24 protein-coding genes are annotated in these 23,868 nt (G+C 66.0%); 8 read left to right on the forward strand and 16 right to left on the reverse strand.

Features of this window, described 5'->3' with window-relative positions:
• Positions 1–54: 54 nt before the first annotated feature.
• Both ACWPMX_RS06275 and ACWPMX_RS06280 read right to left on the reverse strand, forming a co-directional pair.
• Positions 55–1,284, reverse strand: a complete 1,230-nt coding sequence (locus tag ACWPMX_RS06275; RefSeq protein ID WP_455699180.1) for a pyridoxal-dependent decarboxylase, exosortase A system-associated — start codon at positions 1,282–1,284, stop codon at positions 55–57.
• Positions 1,281–2,795 (reverse strand): acyl-CoA ligase (AMP-forming), exosortase A system-associated, encoded by a 1,515-nt coding sequence (locus ACWPMX_RS06280; protein WP_455699181.1) that lies wholly within the window; start codon positions 2,793–2,795, stop codon positions 1,281–1,283. The genes ACWPMX_RS06275 and ACWPMX_RS06280 overlap by 4 nt, the downstream gene beginning before the upstream one ends.
• A 26-nt stretch (positions 2,796–2,821) precedes the next feature.
• On the opposite strand from ACWPMX_RS06280, the gene ACWPMX_RS06285 reads away from it, so the two are divergent.
• From ACWPMX_RS06285 to ACWPMX_RS06300, 4 genes are read left to right on the forward strand one after another with little or no spacing between them, the layout of a single operon-like run.
• Positions 2,822–3,784, forward strand: a complete 963-nt coding sequence (locus ACWPMX_RS06285; RefSeq protein WP_455699182.1) for a GNAT family N-acetyltransferase — start codon at positions 2,822–2,824, stop codon at positions 3,782–3,784.
• A 34-nt stretch (positions 3,785–3,818) separates the two neighbouring features.
• Entirely contained in the window at positions 3,819–4,109 is a 291-nt protein-coding gene (locus ACWPMX_RS06290; RefSeq protein WP_455699183.1) for an acyl carrier protein, read from the forward strand.
• Complete coding sequence (locus ACWPMX_RS06295; protein WP_455699184.1) at positions 4,106–4,792, forward strand: hypothetical protein; 687 nt, start codon at positions 4,106–4,108, stop codon at positions 4,790–4,792. The genes ACWPMX_RS06290 and ACWPMX_RS06295 overlap by 4 nt, the downstream gene beginning before the upstream one ends.
• Entirely contained in the window at positions 4,789–5,562 is a 774-nt protein-coding gene (locus tag ACWPMX_RS06300; protein WP_455699185.1) for a hydrolase 1, exosortase A system-associated, read from the forward strand. Before ACWPMX_RS06295 ends, ACWPMX_RS06300 begins: the two co-directional genes overlap by 4 nt.
• Here ACWPMX_RS06300 and ACWPMX_RS06305 read toward each other — a convergent pair whose 3' ends face one another.
• The 8 genes from ACWPMX_RS06305 to ACWPMX_RS06340 all read right to left on the reverse strand — a co-directional run bounded on the left by ACWPMX_RS06305 (position 5,563) and on the right by ACWPMX_RS06340 (position 14,176).
• Positions 5,563–6,750 carry a class I SAM-dependent RNA methyltransferase gene (locus ACWPMX_RS06305; RefSeq protein WP_455699186.1) on the reverse strand — a complete coding sequence of 396 codons (1,188 nt, stop codon included), beginning with the start codon at positions 6,748–6,750 and terminating at the stop codon, positions 5,563–5,565.
• Complete coding sequence (locus ACWPMX_RS06310; RefSeq protein ID WP_455699187.1) at positions 6,750–8,186, reverse strand: NAD(P)H-hydrate epimerase; 1,437 nt, start codon at positions 8,184–8,186, stop codon at positions 6,750–6,752. The genes ACWPMX_RS06305 and ACWPMX_RS06310 overlap by 1 nt, the downstream gene beginning before the upstream one ends.
• Positions 8,137–8,496 (reverse strand): hypothetical protein, encoded by a 360-nt coding sequence (locus ACWPMX_RS06315; RefSeq protein WP_455699188.1) that lies wholly within the window; start codon positions 8,494–8,496, stop codon positions 8,137–8,139. Before ACWPMX_RS06315 ends, ACWPMX_RS06310 begins: the two co-directional genes overlap by 50 nt.
• The gene (gene ilvD, locus ACWPMX_RS06320; protein ID WP_455699189.1) at positions 8,493–10,337 is read right to left on the reverse strand and encodes a dihydroxy-acid dehydratase; all 1,845 of its coding nucleotides are present in this window, start codon (positions 10,335–10,337) and stop codon (positions 8,493–8,495) included. Before ilvD ends, ACWPMX_RS06315 begins: the two co-directional genes overlap by 4 nt.
• 66 nt (positions 10,338–10,403) lie before the next feature.
• Entirely contained in the window at positions 10,404–11,126 is a 723-nt protein-coding gene (locus ACWPMX_RS06325; protein WP_455699190.1) for an N-formylglutamate amidohydrolase, read from the reverse strand.
• Positions 11,123–11,920, reverse strand: a complete 798-nt coding sequence (locus ACWPMX_RS06330; protein WP_455699191.1) for a 4-(cytidine 5'-diphospho)-2-C-methyl-D-erythritol kinase — start codon at positions 11,918–11,920, stop codon at positions 11,123–11,125. Before ACWPMX_RS06330 ends, ACWPMX_RS06325 begins: the two co-directional genes overlap by 4 nt.
• 12 nt (positions 11,921–11,932) lie before the next feature.
• Positions 11,933–12,457: a hypothetical protein gene (locus ACWPMX_RS06335; RefSeq protein ID WP_455699192.1), complete on the reverse strand. Its 525-nt coding sequence runs from the start codon at positions 12,455–12,457 to the stop codon at positions 11,933–11,935.
• Between the two features lie 72 nt (positions 12,458–12,529).
• Positions 12,530–14,176 (reverse strand): electron transfer flavoprotein-ubiquinone oxidoreductase, encoded by a 1,647-nt coding sequence (locus ACWPMX_RS06340; protein WP_455699193.1) that lies wholly within the window; start codon positions 14,174–14,176, stop codon positions 12,530–12,532.
• 76 nt (positions 14,177–14,252) lie between these two features.
• Here ACWPMX_RS06340 and ACWPMX_RS06345 point away from each other — a divergent pair, with 76 nt between their 5' ends.
• From ACWPMX_RS06345 to ACWPMX_RS06360, 4 genes are read left to right on the forward strand one after another with little or no spacing between them, the layout of a single operon-like run.
• Entirely contained in the window at positions 14,253–15,026 is a 774-nt protein-coding gene (locus tag ACWPMX_RS06345) for a hypothetical protein (protein WP_455699194.1), read from the forward strand.
• Between the two features lie 20 nt (positions 15,027–15,046).
• On the forward strand, positions 15,047–16,765 hold the full coding sequence (locus ACWPMX_RS06350) for a lytic transglycosylase domain-containing protein (RefSeq protein ID WP_455699195.1): 1,719 nt from the start codon (positions 15,047–15,049) through the stop codon (positions 16,763–16,765).
• Positions 16,765–17,292, forward strand: a complete 528-nt coding sequence (gene moaB, locus ACWPMX_RS06355) for a molybdenum cofactor biosynthesis protein B (RefSeq protein ID WP_455699196.1) — start codon at positions 16,765–16,767, stop codon at positions 17,290–17,292. The genes ACWPMX_RS06350 and moaB overlap by 1 nt, the downstream gene beginning before the upstream one ends.
• Positions 17,293–17,332: 40 nt before the next feature.
• The gene (locus ACWPMX_RS06360) at positions 17,333–18,418 is read left to right on the forward strand and encodes a PA0069 family radical SAM protein (RefSeq protein WP_455699197.1); all 1,086 of its coding nucleotides are present in this window, start codon (positions 17,333–17,335) and stop codon (positions 18,416–18,418) included.
• Between the two features lie 38 nt (positions 18,419–18,456).
• Here ACWPMX_RS06360 and ACWPMX_RS06365 read toward each other — a convergent pair whose 3' ends face one another.
• From ACWPMX_RS06365 to ACWPMX_RS06390, 6 genes are all read right to left on the reverse strand, one after another.
• Positions 18,457–19,338 (reverse strand): OmpA family protein, encoded by an 882-nt coding sequence (locus ACWPMX_RS06365; protein ID WP_455699198.1) that lies wholly within the window; start codon positions 19,336–19,338, stop codon positions 18,457–18,459.
• Between the two features lie 266 nt (positions 19,339–19,604).
• Complete coding sequence (locus tag ACWPMX_RS06370; RefSeq protein ID WP_455699199.1) at positions 19,605–20,111, reverse strand: N-acetyltransferase family protein; 507 nt, start codon at positions 20,109–20,111, stop codon at positions 19,605–19,607.
• A gap of 1 nt (position 20,112) precedes the next feature.
• Entirely contained in the window at positions 20,113–21,909 is a 1,797-nt protein-coding gene (locus tag ACWPMX_RS06375; RefSeq protein WP_455699200.1) for an acyl-CoA dehydrogenase C-terminal domain-containing protein, read from the reverse strand.
• A 13-nt stretch (positions 21,910–21,922) separates the two neighbouring features.
• Positions 21,923–22,366, reverse strand: coding sequence for a MerR family transcriptional regulator (locus ACWPMX_RS06380; protein ID WP_455699201.1), 444 nt, complete (start codon positions 22,364–22,366; stop codon positions 21,923–21,925).
• A 34-nt stretch (positions 22,367–22,400) separates the two neighbouring features.
• The gene (gene hisI / locus ACWPMX_RS06385; RefSeq protein ID WP_455700741.1) at positions 22,401–22,778 is read right to left on the reverse strand and encodes a phosphoribosyl-AMP cyclohydrolase; all 378 of its coding nucleotides are present in this window, start codon (positions 22,776–22,778) and stop codon (positions 22,401–22,403) included.
• A gap of 261 nt (positions 22,779–23,039) precedes the next feature.
• Positions 23,040–23,837: a double zinc ribbon domain-containing protein gene (locus tag ACWPMX_RS06390; protein ID WP_455699202.1), complete on the reverse strand. Its 798-nt coding sequence runs from the start codon at positions 23,835–23,837 to the stop codon at positions 23,040–23,042.
• Positions 23,838–23,868: the final 31 nt, after the last annotated feature.

Raw genomic sequence — 23,868 nt, forward strand, 5'->3', positions numbered from 1 at the left:
TTTGAATGGCCATAACCTGCCCAGTCCCGCTGCGGGACATCGGCTTGGAAAAGGTTAAACCAGGATTTCGCGCGCCGGTCCCTGCCCCAGGAACATCGCCGGGGAAGCGCTCGCTCCATAAGCTCCAGCGCAGAAAACCGAGACGAGATCGCCGACGTCGGCACGGGGCAGCAGGGCCTTGTCCGCCAACCTGTCGAGCGGAGTGCAGAGGCAACCGACCACGTTAGCTTCCTCGTCAGCCTCGGCGCCGAACCGGGTGGCAATCGCGACCGGGTAGTTACGCCGCACCACCGTGCCGAAATTGCCCGAAGCGGCGAGCTGGTGATGCAGGCCGCCGTCGGTGACGAGGTAGGTCTCGCCGTGGCTGACCTTGCGATCGACAATTTCGCACAGATAGACCCCGGCCTCCCCGACGAGATAGCGACCGAGTTCGATGCACAGATGCGTGTCTGCAAGCGTTTCGGGCAAGGCGGCGAAGCGCGTGCCGAGAAGTGCACCGACCAGTGTCAGGTCGACCGGCGTGTCACCCGCGAAATAAGGTATGCCGAGTCCGCCGCCCATGTTGAGCTTGGGGAGCGGACCCCGGTCGATCTCGCGCGTCAGCCGGTCGGCGACGTCGAGGACGTTGCCTTGCGCTTCGACAATCGCCTCGGCGTCCAGCGCCTGGCTGCCGGTGAAGATGTGAAGCCCGCGCCAATCGGCCCCTGCATCGATGATTTCGCGCGCCAATGGGGGCACGCGCTCCGCATCGATCCCGAAGGGCTTGGCGCCCCCGCCCATCTTCATGCCCGATCCGCGCAGTTCGAAGTCCGGATTGACGCGGATTGCGAGTCGGGGTGTTTTCCCAAGACGATCTGCAATGGCGAGCGCCCGGCGCGCTTCGTTCTCGCTTTCGCAATTGAGTGTCACGCCCGCCGCGATCGCCGCCTCGAGCTCGCGGTCGCGCTTGCCCGGCCCGGCAAAGCTGACCAGCGCCGGGTCGATACCCGCCCCCAGGACCATTTCCAATTCGCCGCCCGACGCGATGTCGAACCCGTCTGCCAGTCCGCCCATGTGCTTGAGCACCGGACCCCACGAATTTGCCTTCACCGCATAGTGGATCGCCAGCCTGGCGGGCATTGCCGCGCGTAGTTGCGCCATCCGGGCTTCGAGATGATCGCGCGAATAGACGAAGAGCGGTGTGCCGCCGGCCTCATCTACCAGTTCGCGCGCGGTCCGGCCGCCGATGACAAGCTGGCCGTCGCGGGCGGCGTAGCCTTGTGGAGTAGGTCCAAGCGGCTTCATGCGGCCAGTTCCTGAGCGAGGGCATTGCGATCGAGCTTGCCGTTCGGGTTGCGCGGCATCTCGGCATACGCGCGGATCGTTCGCGGCAGCATGAAGTTGGGCAGGATCGCGGCGAGGGCCTTGCGCAGGGACACTTCGTCGAATGCGCCAACGGGGCGCACGGCGAGGCAGACGGCCTGCCCCAGCCTTGTGTCAGGCACACCGATCGCCACCGCTTCAAGCGCAAGCCCAGTCGCGACCGCGGCGTCCTCGACCTCCTGCGGACTGATGCGGTTCCCAGCGCTCTTGATCATCGCGTCCCGGCGTCCGACGAAGTAGAGCAGGCCATCGGCCGCTCGGCGGACCCGGTCACCGGACCACACCGCCATCCCGCCGTATGCGGACGCCGTCGGTGCGGGTTTGAAGCGCTCGGCGGTCCGCTCCGCATCCTGCCAGTAGCCTTGCGCAACGAGCGGCCCGGCATGGACCAGCTCGCCCTCCTCCCCGTCCCCGGCGATAATGCCCATGTCGTCGATCACCAGGATTTCTGCGAACGGAATCGCGGAGCCCATCGAAGTCGGGTGGCTGTCGACGCGGGAGGGATCGAGATAGGTCGAGCGGAACGCCTCGGTCAGCCCGTACATCGGGAATAGTCGGGCCGCCGGAAAGAGGTTGCGCAGGGAGCGTACGAGCGGTTCGGTCAACGCCCCGCCGCTGTTGGTCAGCCGCCGCATGGATGCGGTCGCTTCTTCGGGCCAGTCGCTCTCGGTCAGTTGGACCCACAGCGGAGGGACCGCAGCGAGCGTGGTGACGCCATGCCGGGCACAGGCTTTCACGACGTCGCGCGCCACGAGATAATCGAGCGGCACCACGCATCCGCCGGCGTACCAGGTGCTCAGGAGCTGGTTCTGGCCATAGTCGAAGCTGAGGGGGAGAACCGCGAGCGTTACGTCGTCCGGAGCCAACCCGAGATAGTGCGCTACGCTGACCGCGCCGAGCCACATGTTGGCATGACTCAGGACCACACCCTTGGGCTTACCCGTCGACCCGCTGGTATAAAGGATCGCCGCAACATCGGCCGGATCGTGGTCCGAGGGGCCGATACCTGCGCACATCTCGACGTCCGGCCACAGCGCATCCTCGCTGACAGAAACACACTCTGCGGGCACGTCGCCGTTCTCGACGCTGGCAAGCCGCGCGGCCGTCGCGATCAGGAGCACGGCACCGCTGTCTGCGAGGATGTGCGCAATCTGCATCCGCTTCAGCAGCGGATTTATGGGCACATGCACTACGCCCGCCCGCGCGCAGGCCAGCGGCAGCAGGCATGTCGCCTCGCCCTTGGCGGCCCAACTCGCGACGCGGTCTCCCTTGGCGACACGCGATTGAAGCCAGGCTGCCAGTTGCCCGACACGGGTTCTTAAGCCCTCGTGGTTAAGCGTGCGTCCGCGCAAGACCAGCGCCGGTGCGCTCGCCTCGCCCATTTCGGCGAGGTGATCGAGCGGCCGGGGCATTGGATCGGGCGCAGAGGACATGGTTACTCCGAAAGGGCACACTCGTTTTGGTCGCGGTCAGCTATCACGACACGGTTAACGTCTTGCAAGCCGTCGATGCCGCTCCGCAAGGGCCGTTCGACCGCGCCGAGTGGTTCGAACTGCTCGCCGAAAGTGGGCAGAAGCCGCTGGTGGCACTTGGCGCGAACGGTGCCGGGACGGCAGCACTGGTGCTGACCGAAGCGAACGGGCGGATCGAGCCGCTGCGCAACTGGTACTCATTCACCTGGCGGCCGCTGGGCACGCATACGGCACTGGCCGGGATGGCGGGCCACCTCAAGGGACGCACCCACCGCGTGACAGTCTGGCCCGTTCCCGACGAAGACGGCAGCGCCACCACCTTGGCCCAGGCCTTTCGCGAGGCCGGGTGGCAGGTGCGAAGCGAGCGCTGCGACCACAACCACGTCCTCCCAATTCGTGGACGGTCCTTCGCGGAATTCTGGGACAGTCGGCCCGGCTCGATGCGCACGACGCTCAAGCGCAAGGCTCGGAAGGTCGACGTGGAGATCTACGATCGCTTCGACGCGGGCGCGTGGGCCGAGTACGAGGCAATCTATGCCGAAAGCTGGAAACCCGAAGAGGGCGACCCCGCCCTCCTGCGCCGGTTCGCCGAGGCGGAAGGCGCGGCGGGCCGCACTCGCCTCGGCATCGCACGCGCAGCCGGTGAGGCGGTCGCAGCGCAATTCTGGACCGTGGAGAACGGGGTCGCCTACATCCACAAGCTCGCCCACCGCGAGAGCGCCAAGCCGCTATCGGCGGGAACGACGCTGAGCGCGGCGCTTTTCGAGCGGGTGATCGACGGCGACAAAGTTGCCCTCGTCGACTTCGGAACCGGCGACGACGCCTACAAACGCGACTGGATGGAGCTCGACCGCCCACGCTATCGCATCGACTGCCTCGATCCGCGCCAGCTCCGTGCCTGGCCTGCCATCGCCAAGCGCACGCTTGCGCGCGCCTCAAGCGACGTTTAGGGGCGCACGCGTTTCGTTAGGGGACCTTACCCGAATGACTGACGGCCATCACCTGGCGCCCAGCCGCGCGGCTATCGACGCCAAACTGCGTTCGATTCTGGCCGACGTGCTTGGCCTCGACGCCGACCGGGTTGCCGGGTTCGACGGCGAGACCGGCCTGTTCGGCCATCTTCCCGAACTCGATTCGATGGCGGTCGCGGGCCTCCTCACCGAGATGGAAGACCGCCTCGACATCGTGATCGACGATGACGATGTCGACGGCGAGATGCTGGAAACCTACGGCGGCCTGCTGGCCTTTGCCGAGGGCAAAGCCGCTTCGGCGTGACTCCTTTCGACCTGACCGACTGGCCGTGCCCCGGCCCCGGCGGCGGCACGCGCGACGAGCTTGCGCTCGTGTTCGACCGTGGCCGGGCGATGCGGCTGCTCGTCCTGCCCGCGTGGTTCGACGAGGCGAACAAGCTGCGCCGCCAGACCGTCGAGGTGATGCGCCGATTGGACCTGTCGGGGATCGACAGCTTCCTTCCTGACCTTCCGGGTTGCAACGAGAGTGGCGCAAAGCTCGTTCACCAGACGCTGGATGGCTGGCAGGATGCAGCTTCGGAGGCCGCGCATCATTTCCGGGCGACGCATGTTCTGACCGTTCGCGCAGGTGCCCTGCTCGCACCACCTGGTGTCTCCGGCTGGCGCTATGCCCCGACCGGCGGCCGCCAGACCCTGCGAGGAATGATGCGGGCCCGGATCATCGCCGCGAAGGAAGCGGGCAAGCCCGAACGAACCGAGGACTTGCAGGAACAGGGTCGTACCGAAGGGATCGAGCTTGCCGGGTGGCACATCGGCCCCGAGATGTTCGCCGCTCTCGAATCCGCCGAGCCTTCCGAGGCGCTCACGCTGATCGATCAGGACGCGCTAAGTGGCCCCGGCCTGTGGCTTCGCGCCGAGCCTGACGAAAGCCCGGAGCAGGCCGATGCGCTGGCCGCGATCCTTGCCATCGGGATGACCGAGGCGTGAGCCGGTTGCACCTTCCCTTCGGCTGCGGAGACGCCACGCTGGCGGGGACGCTCGACACGGCCCCTGGCACCAGCGGCCTGCTGATCGTCACCGGTGGCAACGAGGTCCGCAGCGGAGCTTTCTCCGGCCAGACCCAGCTTGCCGCGCGCATAGCCCGCAAGGGCTTTCCCGTCTTTCGGTTCGACCGCCGCGGGGTCGGTGACAGTGGCGGCCAGAACAAGGGTTTCCGCAAGAGCGCCCGCGACATCGAAGCCGCTCTCGCCGCCTTTCGCGCAATCGCTCCCGCCATCGACCGCGTGGTGGGATTCGGTAACTGCGACGCCGCCAGTGCCCTGATGCTGGCAGGCGGCGCGGAGTGCGACGCCTTGGTGCTCGCCAATCCCTGGACCATCGAGGGCGATGCGGACGTCCCGCCCCCGGCCGCGATCCGGGCCCGCTACGGTGCCAAGCTCAAGGACCCGAAGGAAATCCTGCGGCTGCTGAGTGGGGGCGTCAATCTCGGCAAGCTGGCCAAAGGCATCGCGCAGGCAGCGCGGCCGCGCGCGAAGCCAACGACGCTGGCATCGGAGATGACGAGCAGCCTTGCGCTGTTCGGAGGCGATGTGCGGATCGTGCTGGCCGCCTCCGATCGCACCGCCCAGGCCTTCGATGCCGTGTGGGATCCCGCCGACGTGCGCGTTTCGCGCTGCGAAGGGGCAACCCATTCGTGGATCGAGCCGCACGCGCGCGAATTCCTGGATGGTCACCTGCTGGCGCTCCTGCGCGCCTGATCATCGGACGAACAGGCTCGCCAGTTCGACGTGGGTCGACCAGCGGAATTGACCGACGGGGCGCAATTCCGCGAGCCGGAAGCCCGCATCGACCAGGGTCCGGGCATCCTTGGCCCAGCTGGCCGGGTTGCAGCTGACGTAAACGACCCGCTTCACGCCGCTGGCGGCGATCTGTGCGACCTGTTCGCGCGCGCCCGCTCGCGGCGGATCGATGAGTACACCTTCGAACGTATCGAGCTCGTTCGGGCGCAGCGGATCGCGAAAGAGGTCGCGGTGATGCGTGGTCAGGTCAACCCCAAACCGGGTGGCTGCAGCACGGCACGCGAGGTGCGCGTCGCGGGCTGCCTCGTAGGCCGAGACCCTGCCTCCGAGTGCGAACGCGAACGTCCCCAATCCGGCGAACAAGTCGGCGACATGTTCGCGTCCGCTCAGCCACCGTTTGGCTGCTGCGACGAGTTCAGCTTCGCCGTCGACCGTCGCCTGGAGGAACGCGCCGGCGGGCATTCCGACCGGAACCGTTCCCAGCGTGATCGTCACGGGCTCGGGTTCCCAGATCGCTTCCGAGCCATAGCCGAGGTCGACCGAAAGCCGCGCAAGCCTGTGTGCCTGCGCGAAGGTCAGCGCGGCCTCGGTCGCTTCGAGTCCTTCCATCGCATAGCCCTTCAGGCTGCAATCGATGCCCTGGTCGGCCAGTGTAAGTTCGACATCGACCGACCACTTCCCGCGCTGGATACCCAATAGCCCGCGCAGTGGTGCGACGAGATCGAACAGTTCGGGACGAATGACGTGACATTCCGCAAGGTCGACGATCCGGTGCGATCCGGCCTCGCGAAAGCCGATGATGGTCTTTCCGCCTGCTTCCTGAGCGTGGAGGGTCGCGCGGCGTCGGCTGCGCGGCGGCGACAGATGCGTGTCGCCGAGTACTTCGGGCTCGATGCCTTGACCGCGCGCGGCGAAAAGCACCCGGTCGCGCACGAATTCGGCGAGCGCTTCGTCGTCGAGGTGCTGGAGCTGGCACCCACCGCATTGACCGAAGTGGCGGCACGGCGGGTCGGCACGGTGCGGTCCCCGCTCCACGGTACCGTTCGGCAGCACGACGTCACCCGGGGCGGCTAAGGCGACATGCCTCCCGCTCGCCGTGACGCCATCGCCCTTGGCCGCGACACGAACGATTTCTTCCGGTTCCATCACAGGAAGCGCGCGTAAGCCACTGAAAGCACGTCGACAAGGTCATCCGCGATCAGTATCGATCCGGCTATCAGCGCGGCCTCGCGATGGAGCCAGACCGCCTCGCCTGCCGCTTGGAACGGATCAGCACCGGTCCCGAGGCGGCTCGCCACCAAGCCGGCGAGGACATCCCCCGTCCCGGCACTGGCAAGCCAGGTCGGCGCAGGTGGGAAGAAGGCCGTTCGACCATCGGCTGCGGCGAGGACCGTATCCGCGCCCTTGGCGAGCACTGTGAAGCCGGTGAGGTCCGCGAGTCCCTTCACCCGGTCGAGTTTCCCAGTTGCGGTGACGCCGAACGACGAACATAGCCGCGACAACTCACCCTCATGGGGCGTGAGCAATACCCGTGACGCGTCCACGCCCTCGACCAGATCGTCGTCGATCAGGTGAAGCGCATCGGCGTCCAGCACGGTCGGCAGGCCCGCCTCGAATACCTCACCCAGTCGTACGCGCGCTGATTCATCGCGGCCTAGCCCCGGCCCGACCAGCATGGCCGACCACCGCTCGTCAGTGAGCGCCTCGGGGAGCGACCTGCCATCAACCACGAGCGCTCCGGGTACGTTTCGAGGTCGTGTATCGTCCGACAACAGTTTCACATAGCCAGCGCCGCCACGCATCGCCGCCTTCGCCGCGAGCACGCTGGCGCCCGGCATGGCCCCGGCGACCACGCCGACGAGACCGCGCGTGTACTTGTGGTCGGTTCGCGACGGAGGCGCGAAGCGAGGCCGCGGGAAGATCGAGGCGGCCCCGTCCACCGGCGGGATGCCGATGTCGACCAGCTTCACGGTGCCCGTCCGGTTCATCGCCGGCATCAGGAAATGCGCCGGCTTCCACGCACTGAGCGCGAGGGTCAGGTCGAATTGCGGCACCGCGCTGAGCAAGGCTCCGTCGTCGGTCGCGACACCGCTCGGCAGGTCGATCGCGATTGCATGCGTATGGCTGAAAGCCAGTGCGGCAAGTAGCGCCTCGTGTTCGGGCGAGAGTGTCCTGCTCAGGCCCGAGCCGAACAGGCAATCGACCAGAATGCCGCCATGCACGTCGGTCGGTTCTGCTTTCGTGTGCCTGCGCCACGCCCCGCGCGCGCTTCTGGCCGCATCGGTCGCCGGTTCGCTCGGAGCGACGACGGTCACCGCCAGCCCTCGCTCCCGCAGCACTTCAGCAATGACATAGCCGTCACCGCCGTTGTTGCCCGGTCCACACAGGACGGTGACCGAACGCCCAGCGGCCATTCGCCACACCCACTCGGCGGCACTCCGTCCCGCGCGCTGCATCAGTTCGTTGACCGAAACGCCCTGGGCGATGAGCGCAGCTTCCGCCGCGCGCATCTGCGCGGCGGTCAGGACCTGGTCACTTTGCGGCATCGAGATCAGCCGGGAAGCGATAGCGATCGCCGCCAACTGTCACCTGCAGCACCTGCGGCGAACCCACCAGTTCGTTGACCGCGTCCTCTGCCCCGTCGACGGCCATCATGCCGGCCCGGTCTTCGGCAATGCGCAGGCGGCGAAAACCTCCGTCGGGGTGCCGCACGACATATTCGCTGCCCTGCTCGCCAGCGACCTTCTCAACGAGGCAATCGGGGCCGAAATCCGATCCTTCGCCGAGCGCACAGTCGATACGGGTCGCTCCGGCCGATGCCTGCGGCTGTTCCTCCCCCCGTCCGCAAGCGGAAAGAGCGAGCACCGGCAGGACGAGCGCGGCAACCCTCAACGGCGCAGCCGGCTCACGTCGCGCACCGCTCCGCGCGCGGCGCTCGTCGTCATCGCGGCATAGGCCTGCAGCGCCGAGGACACCGCGCGGGGGCGCGGCTTCGCCGGGAACCAGCCCTTCTCGTCCTGCGCGGCGCGGCGGCGGGCAAGTTCGTCGTCGGGCACCACAAGCTGGATCGTGCGGTTCGGAATGTCGATCTCGATCCAGTCGCCGTCCTGCACGAGCCCGATCGTACCACCCTCGGCCGCCTCGGGACTCGCGTGACCGATCGAAAGCCCGCTAGTGCCGCCAGAAAAGCGCCCGTCGGTGACGAGCGCGCAGGCCGCCCCGAGGCCTTTCGATTTGAGGTAGCTCGTCGGATAGAGCATTTCCTGCATTCCCGGCCCGCCGCGCGGCCCTTCATAGCGGATCACGACCACATCGCCCGAAACCACATGGTCGGTCAGGATCGCCGCCACCGCGGCCTCCTGGCTCTCATAGACCTTGGCCGGCCCGCCGAAGCTGAGAATGCTCTCGTCCACGCCCGCGGTTTTCACGATGCATCCGTCCTTGGCGAGGTTGCCGAACAGCACTGCGAGACCGCCGTCCTGGCTGAAGGCATGCTCCTTCGCGCGGATCACCCCATTGGCGCGATCGGTATCGAGTTCGTCCCAGCGCTTGGCCTGGCTGAACGCGGTCTGCGTCGGCACACCGCCCGGGGCGGCGCGGTAGAAGTCCTGCACAGTCGGATTGTTGGTCAGCCGCACGTCCCAGTCGGCGAGCGCATCCCCCATGGTCGGCGAGTGCACGGTCGGGAGCGCGGTGTGCAGCAGCCCCGCCCGGTCGAGCTCACCGAGGATGGCCATGATCCCGCCTGCCCGGTGGACGTCTTCCATGTGGACGTCGCTCTTGGCCGGGGCGACCTTGCACAGACACGGCACTTCGCGGCTGAGGCGATCGATGTCCTGCATCGTGAAGTCGACCCCCGCCTCGTGCGCGGCGGCGAGCAGGTGGAGCACGGTGTTGGTCGACCCGCCCATCGCAATGTCGAGGCTCATGGCGTTTTCGAACGCCTCGAAAGTGGCGACGTTGCGCGGCAGAACGCTTTCGTCCCCCTCGCCGTAATACCGGTTGCACAGCGCGACCACGAGACGACCCGCGCGCTCGAACAGACCCTGACGGTCGGCGTGGGTGGCGAGTACGGAGCCATTGCCGGGCAGCGATAGGCCCAGCGCCTCGGTCAGGCAGTTCATCGAGTTGGCGGTGAACATCCCAGAGCATGATCCGCAGGTGGGGCACGCGGCCTTCTCGATCTCGGCCACTTCCTCGTCGGTGTATTTGCCGTCGGCGGCGGCGACCATCGCATCGACGAGGTCGAGCGCGACCGTCTTGCCCTTCACCACGACCTTGCCCGCTTCCATCGGTCCGCCGCTGACGAACACGACCGGGATGTTGATCCGCATCGCGGCCATCAGCATCCCCGGCGTGATCTTGTCGCAGTTGGAGATGCAGACCATCGCATCCGCACAATGGGCGTTGACCATGTATTCGACGCTGTCGGCGATCAGCTCGCGGCTCGGGAGCGAATAGAGCATCCCGTCGTGCCCCATCGCGATGCCATCATCGACGGCTATCGTGTTGAATTCTTTGGCAACCCCGCCCGCAGCCTCGATCTGGCGCGCAACCAGTTGGCCGAGATCCTTGAGGTGCACGTGTCCCGGCACGAACTGGGTGAAGCTGTTGACCACTGCCACGATCGGCTTGCCGAAATCGCCATCCTTCATCCCCGTCGCGCGCCAGAGGCCGCGGGCACCGGCCATGTTGCGGCCGTGGGTGGAAGTCTTGGAACGGAGATCGGGCATCGGATAAGTCCTTGGTTGTCGAAGCGGGCCTAGGCCAAGCGCCACGCCAACCCCAACGGCTTTTCCTTACGCCGCCTCAAGCGCGAGTGCCACCCGCCCTGCTACGTCCGCGATCAGCGCCGCCCAGCGGGCCTGGCCGGCTTCGGTGTCGATCTGGTCCTGTCGCACCTCGATGCCGAGGTAGGGAAGGCCCCACGCCTCGGCGTGGCGGTTCATCGTCGCGTTGAGCAATTTGCCCGAATAAGGTTCATTATCTCCAACGTTTAGGCCGGCTTCTTCGAACAATCCTATACCGAGGCGGGCAGCGCGATCGTCGGTGTTGTAGAGGATTCCGACCTCCCACGGCCGGCTGTCGGACGCGCTTTTCATCGCCGGGGTGAAGCTGTGGAGCGATACGAGCAGAACTGGTTCGACCTCGTCGATCCAGTTCGCAAGCGCATCGTGGTAGGGGCGGTGGAAGCGGCCCAGCCGCGCCTCGAGGTCCGCTCCCACGTTGCCGGGTATTGTGTAACCGTCGCTACTGATCGGAACGACGCGGGGATCGCTTTCGTCGCGATTGAGATCGCATACAAGGCGGCTGACCGTGGCGAGGTGCGATGGCAGCCCGCTGCGCTCGGCTACGCACGCAACACCTATGTCGATCGCGATGTGATCGTGCATCAGCGCCGGTTCGATGCCGAGATCGATGTCGGGCGGCACGAAGTTGGACGCGTGATCGGCGGCGAGGAGGATCCCGCCCTTGCGCGGGGAAGGCCCGATGCGGCGCCAGGGCATCCAGTCGCTGGTCATGCGCGCAGCTTTCCACTCATCTGCCACCAGTCCGGCGGAAGGGCTGCGGCGGCCGCATCGCGATCGGCCTCGCTGGCGTAGAGCGCGAAGCATGTGGCGCCCGAGCCGGACATCCGGGCGAGTGTCGCCCGGTCGCGCAAGGCGTCGAGGACGTCTGCGATTTGCGGCACCAGCGCGATCGCGGGCGCCTCGAGGTCGTTGCGGCCTTCGGCGGCGATCATGGAGGCTGGCCCGTCGGGCAGCGACCCGCGGTCCTCGCCGCCCCACCCGGCGAACACCGGCCCGGTTGCCAGCGACACTCTAGGGTTTACGAGGAGCACAGGAGTGCTCTCCAGATCATTGACCACGCTCGACAATTCTGTTCCAGTGCCATGGCCGATGCACATCTTGCTTTCGACGCACGCGAGCACGTCGGCACCAAGGGACGCGGCCCGCTCACGCCAGTCGTCAGGCAGACCGTGCATCGCCTCGACAATCCGGAACACCGCCCCCGCATCCGCCGACCCGCCGCCGAGCCCAGCGGCGACCGGCAGGTTCTTCTCGAGCGCGATTGCCAGCCCACCGGAGCGCGGCAGCTTGCCGAGCGCCTTGGCCACGATATTACAAAACGGATCAGTTAGTTGCGGGGCAAACTCGCCGGAGACTGTCAGCTCGTCCCGCTCGGCCGCGCGCGCGGTCAGCCCATCCCCCGCATCGACGAACGCGAACAGCGTCTCGAGCTCGTGATACCCATCCCGCCGCCGCCGCCGGACATGCAGCGCGAGGTTGATCTTGGCGTAGGCGGTTTCGTGCACCGAGCGACCGCATCAACCTTTCGGAGCGACCGAATAGCCCTCGCTTGGCTTCACCCAAGCGATCGGTTTGGCGGGAACAACCACATCTATCCCTTCAACCGAACCCTGCTTGTTCAAGACACCCTCGATCAACAAGAACTCATCGCAAGCTCTTCGACCGATCATCGGCTCCATTGCAGCTTCTACGCGAGGTTTGATGGCAGCGAGTTGCTCCGCTGACGCTGGCTCTCCATTTACTCGATAGGTTACCGCGCTCAATGCGTCGGCGCTAAGTGCCCCGCACGTTTTCTGACCCCTCACAAACAAGGGTCCCGTCAACTCCATGCTGATCGGCGCAGTAGGGGCGAGTAACATCTCAACTCGTTCCACCACTGCCCCATCCTCCCGCAGAGTATAGGTCGCCAGCGCCGAACAAGTCTTGTTCTCAACATCTGGATTCGAGCAAAGCTGATGCTCAGCCCGGATGTTGGCCATCACATCGACGGGATTGACTATGCTCGCGCTCGTCGCTGCAGTAAAAAAAACTAGCGATAACATTCGTGCGACTCCCGATCCTTCGACAAGAACCCCCGATATAAGATTTGCGATCTCGCACTATCCAAAATCCGATCACATATTCGGATAGTTCGGCCCGCCGCCACCCTCGGGCGTGACCCAAGTGATGTTCTGGTTGGGGTCCTTGATATCGCAGGTCTTGCAGTGGACGCAGTTCTGCGAGTTGATCTGGTACTTCGGCGCGCCGGTGGCCTCGTCTACCAGCCATTCGTAGACGCCCGCCGGGCAGTAGAACTGCGAGGGGCCGCCATAGACGCCGAGCTCGCTGCGCTTCTGCAGCTCCATGTCCTTGACCTTGAGGTGGACCGGCTGGTCCTCGGCATGGTTGGTGTAGCTGTAGCTGACGCTGGTCAGGCGGTCGAAACTGATCACCCCGTCGGGCTTGGGATAAGCGATTTTCGGGAACAGGTCGGCGCGGCCGGTCAGTTCGTAGTCCGGTTCATGCTTGAACGCGGGGAGGATCGGCATCTTGAGATAGCGCAGCCACATGTCGAGCCCGGCGACCACGGTGCCGATGTCGCCGCCGAACTTGGCGACCGCCGGCTGCGCGTTCTGGACGAGCTTCAGCTCCTTCGCGATCCAGCTCGAGCGGACGGCCGCGTCGTAGTCCATCAGCGCGGTCTTTTCCTCGCCTCGGCCGATCGCCGCGGCGATGGCCTCGGCGGCGAGCATTCCGCTCTTCATCGCGGTGTGGCTGCCCTTGATCCGCGGCACGTTCACAAAGCCCGCGGCGCAGCCGATCAACGCGCCGCCGGGGAACGCGAGCTTCGGCACAGACTGCCAGCCGCCCTCGTTGATCGCTCGCGCGCCATAGGCCACCCGCTTGCCGCCTTCGAGGTATTCGCGGATTGCCGGGTGCTGCTTCCAGCGCTGGAATTCCTGGAACGGGCTGACCCACGGATTGCGGTAGTCGAGCGCGGTGACGAAGCCGATCGCGACCTGCCCGTTCGCCTGGTGATAGAGGAACCCGCCGCCCCAGCTCTCGCTCTCCGACAGCGGCCAGCCCTGGGTGTGGATCACCCGGCCGGGCACATGTTTTTCGGGATCGATGTCCCAGATTTCCTTGATGCCGAGGCCGTAAACCTGCGGCTGGCACTCCGCCTCGAGATCGAAGCGCGCCTTCATCTGCTTGGTGAGGTTGCCGCGCGCCCCTTCGGCGAAGAGCGTATACTTGGCGTGGATCTCCATTCCGGGCTGGAAATCGCCCTTGTGGCTTCCGTCCGCCGCCACGCCCATGTCCTGAGTGATGACGCCGCCGACCTTGCCTTCGCCATCTACGATCACTTCGGCAGCAGGAAAGCCGGGGAACACCATGACCCCCAGCCCCTCGGCCTGCTCGGCGAGCCAGCGGCACATGTTGCCGAGCGAACCGGTGTAACACCCGTCGTTCGACATGAACGGCGGCATCATGATGTGCGGCAGGCTGGTCTTGCCCTTCTTCGACAGGACCCAGTGCCAGTTGTCCGTGACCGGGACCTGCGCCATCGGGCAACTGTCGCGCCACTCAGGCAGCAACTCGTCGAGCGCCTTGGGATCGACCACCGCGCCTGACAGGATGTGCGCGCCGATCTCGCTGCCCTTTTCCAGAACGACGACCTCAAGCTCGGAATTGACCTGCTTCAAACGGATCGCCGCGGCGAGGCCAGCGGGGCCCCCACCGACGATCACCACGTCGCACGGCATCGATTCGCGTTCGATCATAACATTCCGGCTCCCCGTTCCAGCAATGTTGAACCGCTTGATTGCAGCGGCGGGGCAGGTCAAGACCCTGTCGCCTATGTCCCGCCCAGCATCCTCTTCGCTCGAAGCCGATATCGCAGCCGCGCTCGACTGGTGGCGAGAAGCCGGGGTCGATGCGGACTATGCGGACGAACCGCACGCCTGGCTCGATGCGACCAAGGTCGCGGAAGTGCCGGTCGAGCAGGTTCGCCGCCCTGTCGCAGTAGCCGCACCGACACGGCCAGAGCCCAAGATTGGCGGCACTCGCGAGGGCTGGCCACAAGAACTCGGCGCGTTCAGGCAGTGGTGGCTGGCAGAGCCGACACTCGACGAAGGCGGCCTTGCGCCCCGCATCGCGCCATCGGGCGAAACGGGTGCCGACCTGATGGTGCTGGTCTCGATGCCCGAGGAAAGCGACGCCGAGACATTGCTGTCCGGCCCGCAAGGCAAGCTACTCGACGGTTTTCTGACGGCAGCCGGCGTGGCAAGCGAGCGAGTCTATCGCGCCGCCGTCCTCCCGCGCCATACGCCGGTTGCCGACTGGCCCGAGCTGGAGGCCAAGGGAATGGGCGCGGTGCTCGCCCACCATGTATTGCTGGTCCGCCCGCGGCGGCTAATCGTGTTCGGCAGGAACATCCTGCCGCTCTGTGGGCACGATCCAGCGCAAGTCACTCAAAACTTACGTTCGTTTAACCATGAAGGCGGCAGGGTACCCGCGCTGTTCACGCTCGGGCTCGAGCGGCTGCGCGACAAGGGGCAGCTCCGGGCCAAATTCTGGGGCAGCTGGCTGGATTGGACGGAAAGCGACGCATGGCGCGAAAAGGACGGATAGCTGTTGCAATTGCGGGCCTGATGGCCTGCGCCGTCAGTACGCCTGCCCTCGCCAATTCCAGCGCCGCCGAATACTTCCGCAACCGCGCAAATTCCACCAATGTCCCTGAACTGCTGAACAAGGCGGATCGCGACTGGTACCGCGCGCTGTTTGCGGCGATCGACGTAAAGGACTGGACTCGCGTCGATGCAATGTTCGTGGAGCGACCCGACGGTCCCCTGCACCAGGTCGCCCGGGCTGAATACTTTCTCGATTCCGCCAGCCCCAAAGTCGAACTCCCGGCGATCGAGGCGTGGCTGTCGCAGGGCACAAGCCTGCCGCAGGCGACACGGGTCGCCAATCTGGGCCTGAAACGCGGCCTCACCACGATACCGGGCCTGCCGACCGAACAGCGCCTCGTTCCGCAAGGCTATCAGTCGCGCCGCACCATGCCCTCGGCAGTCGAGGACGGCACGATGCCCGCCACGGTCAAGGCTGCTATCTTGGAGCGAATCAAGAACGATGACCCTGAGGGCGCCCGCATCCTGCTCGACGGGGTCGATGCCTCGCTGTCATCCGCCACCCGGGCCGAATGGCGCCAGCGTGTCGCGTGGAGCTATTATATCGAAAACCAGGACGCCGCGGCGCTCGCGATGGCGAACACCGTGCGCGACGGCGGCAGTGGTGCGTGGGTCGGCGAAGGCGATTGGGCGGCAGGACTTGCCGCTTGGCGCCTGAACGATTGCGCCGCCGCGGCGGACGCATTCCAGCGCGCCGCCGGATCGGCGCAGAACCCCGAACTCAACGCCGCAGCCTATTACTGGGCAAGCCGGGCCTCGATCCGGTGCCGCCAGCCCGAACGCTCGGCCGAATTCCTGCGCGGTGCGGCGCGGATGGACGAGACGCTTTACGGAATGCTCGCGCGCGAAGCCTTGGGACAGGACCTGCCGGGCGGCAAGCAGAGCGCCGACTTCAATCTTGCCGACTGGCAGCGACTGCGCGATGCACCCAATGTGCGCGCTGCGGTGGCGCTCGCCGAGATCGACCGCGACACGCTGGCGGACGAGGTGCTTCGTCACGAGGCGAAGATCGGCCCGGCCAGCGAATACGATGCGCTTAGCCGCCTCGCGCGCGAACTTGGCCTGCCCTCAACCCAACTGTGGATGTCGGCCAACGCGCCGCGCGGAGCGCGCGCAGAGCCGTCGCTGCGCTATCCTGCGCCGCGCTGGCAGCCGACCAATGGCTGGAAGGTCGATCCCGCGCTCGCCTTCGCGCACACTTTGCAGGAATCGCGCTTCCAGGCGGGCGCTGTCAGCCCGGCGGGCGCTCGCGGCCTGATGCAGATCATGCCGGCGGCGGCGAAGGACCATTCGGGCAGCCTCGGCTACAGCGGCAGCCCAAGCGATCTGAACCGGCCTGAAGTGAACCTCGCATTCGGCCAGCGCCACCTCGCCATGCTGCGCGACAGCTCGGCGACCGGAGGACTGCTGCCCAAGATCATGGCGGCCTACAACGCGGGCCTCACCCCGCTGTCGCGCTGGAACTACGAGGTGAAGGATCAGGGCGACCCGCTGCTCTACATGGAGAGCATCCCGTACTGGGAAACGCGCGGCTATGTCGGGATCGTGATGCGCAACTACTGGATGTACGAGCGGCAGGCGGGCGGCGCCAGCGACAGCCGCAAGGCACTGGCGCAAGGCATGTGGCCGACCTTCCCCGAACTCGCTGGCGGCGGCGCGGTCCGTATGTCGGCCAAGTAATGGCCATCGATCCCGACCGGCTGTTCAAGCCGATCAACATCGCCCTCCTCACCGTTTCCGACACCCGCACGGCGGCTGACGACACCAGCGGCGATATCCTCGCCGAACGGATCGCATCGGCCGGACACCATCTGGTGGCGCGAGCGATCGAGAAGGACGATGCGAGCGTCCTTACGGACCGGCTCACCATCTGGATCGACGATCCGCAGATCGATGCGATCGTATCGACTGGCGGCACCGGCCTGACGGGCCGCGACGTCACGCCCGAAGCGCTCGACCGGGTGAAGGAAAAGGACATCCCCGGCTTCGGCGAGCTGTTCCGAATGCTCAGCTACAATTCGATCGGGACCAGCACTGTGCAGAGCCGCGCATTGGCGATCGTCTCGCGTGGAACCTACGTCTTCGCTTTGCCCGGTTCGAACGGCGCGGTGAAAGACGGGTGGGACGGCATCCTTGCCGAGCAACTCGACAGCCGCAACCGCCCCTGCAACTTCGTCGAACTCATGCCGCGACTGCGCGAAAAGTAGGCCCTTCCGACTCGCCTCTGTTCCGTGTATGTTCTCGCGCATGGAACGCCGCCTCGAACCAGAAATCACCGGTCGCGGCGCGCAAGGCGCGAAGGTGCCTACGCGCTTCGGCCTCGCCGAGCGCGAGATAGACGGCGACTGGCGCGATCACATGGAGGCGCTGGACGGACCCCCGGTGAAGCTGCGGACCACGGTGACCGAGGAGCATCCCAAAACGATCCTCAGCTTCAATACTTCACCCGACATCCCATTCGACCGTTCGGTAAACGCCTATCGCGGGTGCGAGCACGGCTGCGTCTATTGTTTCGCGCGCCCAACCCACGCCTATCACGACCTGTCGCCGGGCCTCGACTTCGAGACGAAGCTGTTTGCCAAGCCCGACGCGGCGAGACTCCTCCGCGAGACCCTCGCAAAACCGCGCTACAAGCCGCGTCCCATCGCGATGGGGACCAACACCGATCCCTACCAACCGATCGAGCGGACCTATCGCATCACCCGGCAGGTGCTCGAAGTTTGCCTCGACGCACGCCATCCGGTGACCATCACGACAAAGTCCGACCGGGTGTGCGACGACATCGACCTGCTGGCGGAACTCGCGAAGCGACGGCTCGCAGCGGTTTGCGTGTCGGTGACAACGCTCGATCCGAAGTTGTCCGGCAAGCTCGAGCCGCGCGCAGCCGCGCCCGCCAAGCGGCTCGCGGCATTGGGAAAACTTGTCGAAGCGGGTGTCCCTGTCCACTGCTCGGTCGCACCGATTATCCCGGCAATCACCGATGGCTTCATGGAGGAGATCGTCGCTCGCGCCGCCGCCTTGGGCGTCAAGTCCGCCGGTTGGATACCCATGCGCCTTCCGCATGAGGTGGCGCCCTTGTTTCGCGAATGGCTGTCGGTCCATTTCCCCGAGCGTGGGGACAAGGTCATGTCGATCGTCCGCTCGATCCGGGGCGGGCGGGACAACGATCCCGACTTCTTCACCCGGATGAAACCGAGCGGCGTGTGGGCGGATCTGTTCCGTGCCCGCTTCACGCTGGCCTGCAAGCGCGCGGGAATCGGCAAGGAGCGGTTCGAGCTCGATTGCACGAAGTTCCGACCGCCCGAAACCGGGGGCCAGATGCGCCTGCTTTGAAACGAATGCGGGGCGGACCGAAGCCCGCCCCGTATCGATTACATCCCGTCGAGGCCCTTGCTGACGAGGATGTTGACCGCGACGCGGCGGTTCTGCGCCTTGCCTTCCGCGGTGGTGTTGTCCGCCAGCGGATCAGCTTCGGCCATGCCGGTCGGCGTCAGCATGCGGTACGGCTTCCAGCCACACTGCTGCTGCAGGTAGTTCTTCACCCGCGCCGCCCGCTTCTCGCTGAGTTCCTGGTTGAACTCGTAGTCGCCCGTGGAATCGGTGTAGCCGACGATCAGCAGCAGCGCGTTGTCCATGCCTTCGGCCTGCTGGGCGGCGGAGCACAGGTCGCCCTGCGCCTGACCGGACAGGTTGTACTTGCCGGTGTCGAAGAACACGTTCGTGGTGCCCTTGACGTTGTACTGGTCGATATCGGCGACGCGGCTGCGCAGCGCTTCGGTCGCGGCGGTCTGTTCGGCGAAGCCCTGCGCAGTGCCACGGTTGATCATCGCGGCGGTCTTGAAGTCGCCGTTCTTGAACTTGACCGAACGGGCAACGAGGCCGCCGTTCCACTGGGCCGTCTTCACCGTCACCGGCAACCCGTTGAGCAGCGCATCGGAGGTCAACTTGCCGCGGCCAAGGCCCAGGAGGCCCTTGCTCGAGCGGACTTCGGTCGACGAACTGATGCCGACCGGGGTGCGGGTGCCGTCATCCCCGGTCACCTGCATCCGGTCGCCCTTGCGAGCCGAAATGAAGCCCTCGACATCTGGTCCATCGGGCAGGCCTTGGAGATCGGCAGGGACCTCGCCATAAACGGTGACCGCATACTGGTCGTTGGCGGGCGCCTGGGCATCTTGCGCCATGAGGGTTGCCGCAGGCAGCGCGAGGCCGGCAAGAACCAGCGGCAGTGCCCGCTTGGTGGAAATCGCACGCATAAGAATCTCCTTCGATATTCTTCGGCCGACCGCGAAACCACGATCTCCCCGATCGTCCCCAATGGGAAGCGGATCGGCCGGAAAGCCCCCGGAAAATGTGTTCGGAGGTATGAGCGGAGAACCCGCTCACCATGCCCGGAATGTGGCGGATGTTGGGCAGAACCTGTCGTTCAGATGAACGCATGCGCTTAACGGCGGTGTTTGATGGTTATCTGGAGGTTTGCCTGCGGCGAGTCGTTTCCGCTTGATGGTGCGCGGACAGGGAATCACCCCGCCGTCAGGTCGAGTTGCATGTAAAGGGTATCGAGCACTCGCCCGAACTTGCGGCCGACGTTGCGCATTCGCCCGGCCTCGACAAAGCCTGCCTTGGTATGAACTGCGACGCTCGCTGGTTCAGCGCCGCCGATCACTGCGATCATCTGCTCGAACCCGAACGCCCTCGCCTCGCGCACGAGCGATGCCAGCAGGGTGGTTCCCACGCCCTGCCCAATGTGGCTCGGCGCGACGTAGATGCTGTCCTCGCAGGTCCTGGCGTAGGCGGGTCGGTCGCGGAACTGGCTGGCATAGGCATAGCCGGCGACCGCTCCGTCGACTTCGGCGACGACAAAGGGCCAGCCTTTCGCGATTATGGCGATAATCTTGTCGCGCCAGAAATCCACCGTCGGCGGATCGGTGTCGAAGCTCGCGGTACCGTGCAGGACGTGGTGGGCGTAGATTTCGGCGATCCCCACCGCGTCGGCAGATGCGACGGGGCGGATCGCCGGCCGAGCCATGTCAGGCGGCGGTGAGGAAGGCGTCCTCGTCGAGCGCCATCATCGCGTCCGACCCCGCTTCGAGTTTGCGCCGCAGCGCTCCGCAATCGGGGCCGTAGCGCTCGAAGAAGTACCGCGCGGTGGTCAGTTTGGCCCGGTAGAACGGAGTGTCTTCGCCGGCCGCAATCCGCACCGCGGCGACTCTTGCCATCTTGAGCCACATCCAGCCCAGCGACACGATCCCCATGATCGTCATGTAGTGGTGCGCGCCAGCGCCAAGGTTGTTCGGATTGGCCATGGCGTTCTGCATGAACCACATGGTCGCGGCCTTCTGCTCACCCACCGCCTTAGCAAGCGCCTGGCCGAGCGGCGCGAGATCGCCCTCGGCCGCCGCAGCCTCGTCGTCGACGAGCTTGAAGAAGGCCTGGATCGCCGCCCCGCCCTTGGTGGCGAGCTTGCGGCCGCACAGGTCCATCGCCTGAACGCCGTTGGTGCCTTCATATATCATCGCGATCCGCGCATCGCGAACGAACTGCTCCATGCCCCATTCGGCGATATAGCCATGCCCGCCGAAGACCTGCTGCATATCCGTCGCCACGGCATAGCCCTTGTCGGTACCGTAGCCCTTGATGACCGGAGTCAGCAGGCCGAGCAGGTCATCCGCCCTCGTTCGCTCCTCCTCGGTTTCGGCCTTGTGCGCGAGGTCGACCTGTAGCGCCCCGTAGAGATACAGTGCGCGCATTCCCTCGGTGAATGCCTTGGCGTCCATCAGCATCCTGCGCACGTCGGGGTGAACCATGATGCTGTCGGCCTTCTGGTCGGGTTCGGCCGGACCGGTCAGCGCGCGGCCCTGACGGCGATCGCGGGCGTAGGCGACGGCGTTCTGGTACGCGACCTCGGCCTGCGCGAGGCCCTGGATGCCGACGCCGAGGCGCGCGGCGTTCATCATCACGAACATCGCGGCGAGACCCTTCATCTCCTCGCCCACGAGCCACCCCGTCGCCCCGTCGTAGTTCATCACGCAGGTCGAATTGCCGTGGATACCCATCTTGTGCTCGATCGAACCGCACATGACCGCGTTCCGCTCGCCCAGAGAGCCATCGTCGTTCACGAGGAACTTCGGCACCACGAACAGGCTGATACCCTTGCTGCTCTCGGGGGCGCCGGGGGTCTTGGCGAGGACGAGATGGATGATGTTCTCGGTCAGGTCGTGCTCGCCTGCCGAGATGAAGATCTTGGTGCCGGTGATGGTGTAGCTGCCGTCGGCCTGCGGCTCGGCCTTGGTGCGGATGAGGCCGAGATCGGTGCCGCACTGCGGTTCGGTAAGGTTCATCGTGCCGAGCCACTTGTTGGCGATCATGTTGGGCACGTACATTGCCTTGAGCTCGTCGCTGCCGAACGCCAGCAGGGCGCTGACCGCGCCGTTGGTGAGCCCGGGGTACATCCCGAACGAATGGTTGGCGGTCGAGGCGAATTCCTCCAGCACGAAGCCGAGGACGTGCGGCATGTCCTGACCGCCGAACGCCTCGGGCTGCGACAGGGTCGACCAGCCCGCCTCGACGTACTGGTCGAACGCAGCCTTGAAGCCGGTCGGCGTAGTGACCGAGCCGTCGGGATGCCGCGTGCAGCCTTCGCGGTCGCCAATCTGATTGAGCGGTGCGAGCACCTCGGCGCAGAACTTGCCGCACTCTTCGATGACCGTGTCGATCAGATCAAGCGTTGCGCTCTCGAAGCCGGGGCGGTTGCCATGCGAAGCAAGGTCCAGCACTTCGTTGACGACGAACTTCGTGTCCCGCACGGGGGCCGTGTAGATCGGCATTGTCGGTCCTCTCTTACTGCTCGTCGGCGGCGCGTTCGACCAGCTCGACGAAATGCGACAGCTCGGCGATCGCCGAATCGATGTCGTCGCGCTGCTGTTTCAGCTTGGCGACGTGGGCGCGGCACTTCTCGATCGTCACGCGGCGCTGTTCGACACGACCGTCCCCGAGGTCGTAGAGATCGATCATCTCGCGGATCTCGCCAAGGCTGAAGCCGACGTTCTTCGCGCGCATGATCCACGCAAGGCGGGCACGGTCGCGCTTGGAATAGAGGCGCGCCAGACCCACCCGTTGCGGGGCGATCAGCCCTTCGTCCTCGTAAAAACGCAGCGCGCGCGCAGTACAGCCGAACTCCTCGGTCAGATCGGAGATCGAGAACTGTTCGCGCGAGTGCACGTCGGGGCGGTCGATGTGGGCGCCCTGGTGCGGCGTGTCGGATCGGGGTGCGGTGGCGGCCATGGATTGCGGAAATAGCGCCTAGCTTACGTTAGCGTCAAGTTGTCTCGCGAAGGGAGTCATCTTCCAGTTCTCGGTAGAAGCAACTTGTCGCGCCGGTGTGGCAAACGGGGCCTGCGGGGCGGCATTCCAGCACGAGGGCGTCCTGGTCGCAATCGACGAGGATACGCTCCACCGCGAGGACGTGGCCCGAACTCTCGCCCTTCTTCCACAGCCGCTGCCGCGAGCGTGAATGGAAGTGCGCGAAGCCTGTTTCGCGCGTCATTTGCAGGGCTTCAGCGTCCATGTGGGCGACCATCAGGACTTCGCGAGAGTCGGCGTCGGTCACGACTGCGGTCAGCAAACCGTCCGCGGCGAACCTCGGTTCGAACGGCCGGTCTGGCTGCTCTGATGGGCTGTTGAAAGTTTGTTGCACTATAACAACAGCTCTCCTTGAAAATCGGGCTTCGCGCAAGATGCGGCTTTGTCGAATCCGGGTTCAATGAGACACACCCCCCCGCAGCCCACGGGCAGCGAACCGGAACGCCGGTGCCGACAGAGCGCCAGGTTCAGGGACCGCCGAAGGAAGTACCGCGCCCCTCTAACGAGGATCGGTCGCGACTCCGGAAGCAGACGATGAGGGATCGGATCCCGACGGCCTCTAGGGGGTTGGCTGTCGAAGGTCCAAAGTATTTCGTCACGGTGCGCCCGGGGTTAACGCCCCGGGCGTTTCGTTTGTAGGCCCCGTGCCCGGCACATCGTCGAGCACCCGCGCGAAGCAGGCCACGATCACCTTGCTGGCACCAGCGCGCTTCAGCGCACACACACAGGCATTGCTCGTAGCGCCGCTGGTCAACACGTCGTCGACGAGGATCACCTGCGCGCCCTTTATCGACGCCGCGCGACGCGGATCGACCGCGATTGCGCCCGACAGCGCCCGCGCCCGCGCCTTTCGCCCCAATCCACCGAGAGCGGGAGTGCGCTTCGACCTCGCCAAAGCGTCGACCGCCAGCGTCTTGCCGGTCGCGCGCGCGACCTCGCCCGCGAGCAGCGCCGCCTGGTTGAAGCCGCGCGACCACAGGCGCCAGCGGTGGAGCGGCACAGGCACGACCAGCCATTCACCTTCGAGCGCCGGAAGCCGCGCACCGATAAGCCGCGCCAGCATCGGCGCGAGGGCAATTCGGCGCCCGTGCTTGAACGCGAGCACGAGCTTGCGCGAGCCCTCTCCATAGAGCGTGCCCGCCGCGATCCCGTCATGACGCGGCGGATCGGCAAGGCACGGCGCGCAGACCGCTTCGTGATCCACGGCGGCAGAACCGAACGGGCGCTGGCACAGCGCACACGACGGCTCTCCGGGGATGACCAACTCGCTCCAGCATTCGGAGCACAGCCCGGTTTGCGCTCCTATTCCGGTCCCGCACAGCGGACAGCGCGGTGGGTAGATGAGGTCGACCAATGGCGCGAGGCCCTCTCGCAAAGCGGTCGCGATGCTCATGCTTGCCACCGTCGCGCGAGCGGCGCAGGGG

It is taken from the genome of Tsuneonella sp. HG094, assembly GCF_053819285.1.

Coding starts and splice junctions, on each gene's coding strand:
- ACWPMX_RS06275 (WP_455699180.1), bottom strand. CDS start 1,284: ATGAAGCCGCTTGGACCTACTCCACAAGGCTACGCCGCCCGCGACGGC.
- ACWPMX_RS06280 (WP_455699181.1), bottom strand. CDS start 2,795: ATGTCCTCTGCGCCCGATCCAATGCCCCGGCCGCTCGATCACCTCGCC.
- ACWPMX_RS06290 (WP_455699183.1), top strand. CDS start 3,819: ATGACTGACGGCCATCACCTGGCGCCCAGCCGCGCGGCTATCGACGCC.
- ACWPMX_RS06305 (WP_455699186.1), bottom strand. CDS start 6,750: ATGGAACCGGAAGAAATCGTTCGTGTCGCGGCCAAGGGCGATGGCGTC.
- ilvD (WP_455699189.1), bottom strand. CDS start 10,337: ATGCCCGATCTCCGTTCCAAGACTTCCACCCACGGCCGCAACATGGCC.
- ACWPMX_RS06325 (WP_455699190.1), bottom strand. CDS start 11,126: ATGACCAGCGACTGGATGCCCTGGCGCCGCATCGGGCCTTCCCCGCGC.
- ACWPMX_RS06335 (WP_455699192.1), bottom strand. CDS start 12,457: ATGTTATCGCTAGTTTTTTTTACTGCAGCGACGAGCGCGAGCATAGTC.
- ACWPMX_RS06340 (WP_455699193.1), bottom strand. CDS start 14,176: ATGATCGAACGCGAATCGATGCCGTGCGACGTGGTGATCGTCGGTGGG.
- ACWPMX_RS06345 (WP_455699194.1), top strand. CDS start 14,253: ATGTCCCGCCCAGCATCCTCTTCGCTCGAAGCCGATATCGCAGCCGCG.
- ACWPMX_RS06350 (WP_455699195.1), top strand. CDS start 15,047: ATGGCCTGCGCCGTCAGTACGCCTGCCCTCGCCAATTCCAGCGCCGCC.
- moaB (WP_455699196.1), top strand. CDS start 16,765: ATGGCCATCGATCCCGACCGGCTGTTCAAGCCGATCAACATCGCCCTC.
- ACWPMX_RS06360 (WP_455699197.1), top strand. CDS start 17,333: ATGGAACGCCGCCTCGAACCAGAAATCACCGGTCGCGGCGCGCAAGGC.
- ACWPMX_RS06365 (WP_455699198.1), bottom strand. CDS start 19,338: ATGCGTGCGATTTCCACCAAGCGGGCACTGCCGCTGGTTCTTGCCGGC.
- ACWPMX_RS06370 (WP_455699199.1), bottom strand. CDS start 20,111: ATGGCTCGGCCGGCGATCCGCCCCGTCGCATCTGCCGACGCGGTGGGG.
- ACWPMX_RS06375 (WP_455699200.1), bottom strand. CDS start 21,909: ATGCCGATCTACACGGCCCCCGTGCGGGACACGAAGTTCGTCGTCAAC.
- ACWPMX_RS06380 (WP_455699201.1), bottom strand. CDS start 22,366: ATGGCCGCCACCGCACCCCGATCCGACACGCCGCACCAGGGCGCCCAC.
- ACWPMX_RS06390 (WP_455699202.1), bottom strand. CDS start 23,837: ATGAGCATCGCGACCGCTTTGCGAGAGGGCCTCGCGCCATTGGTCGAC.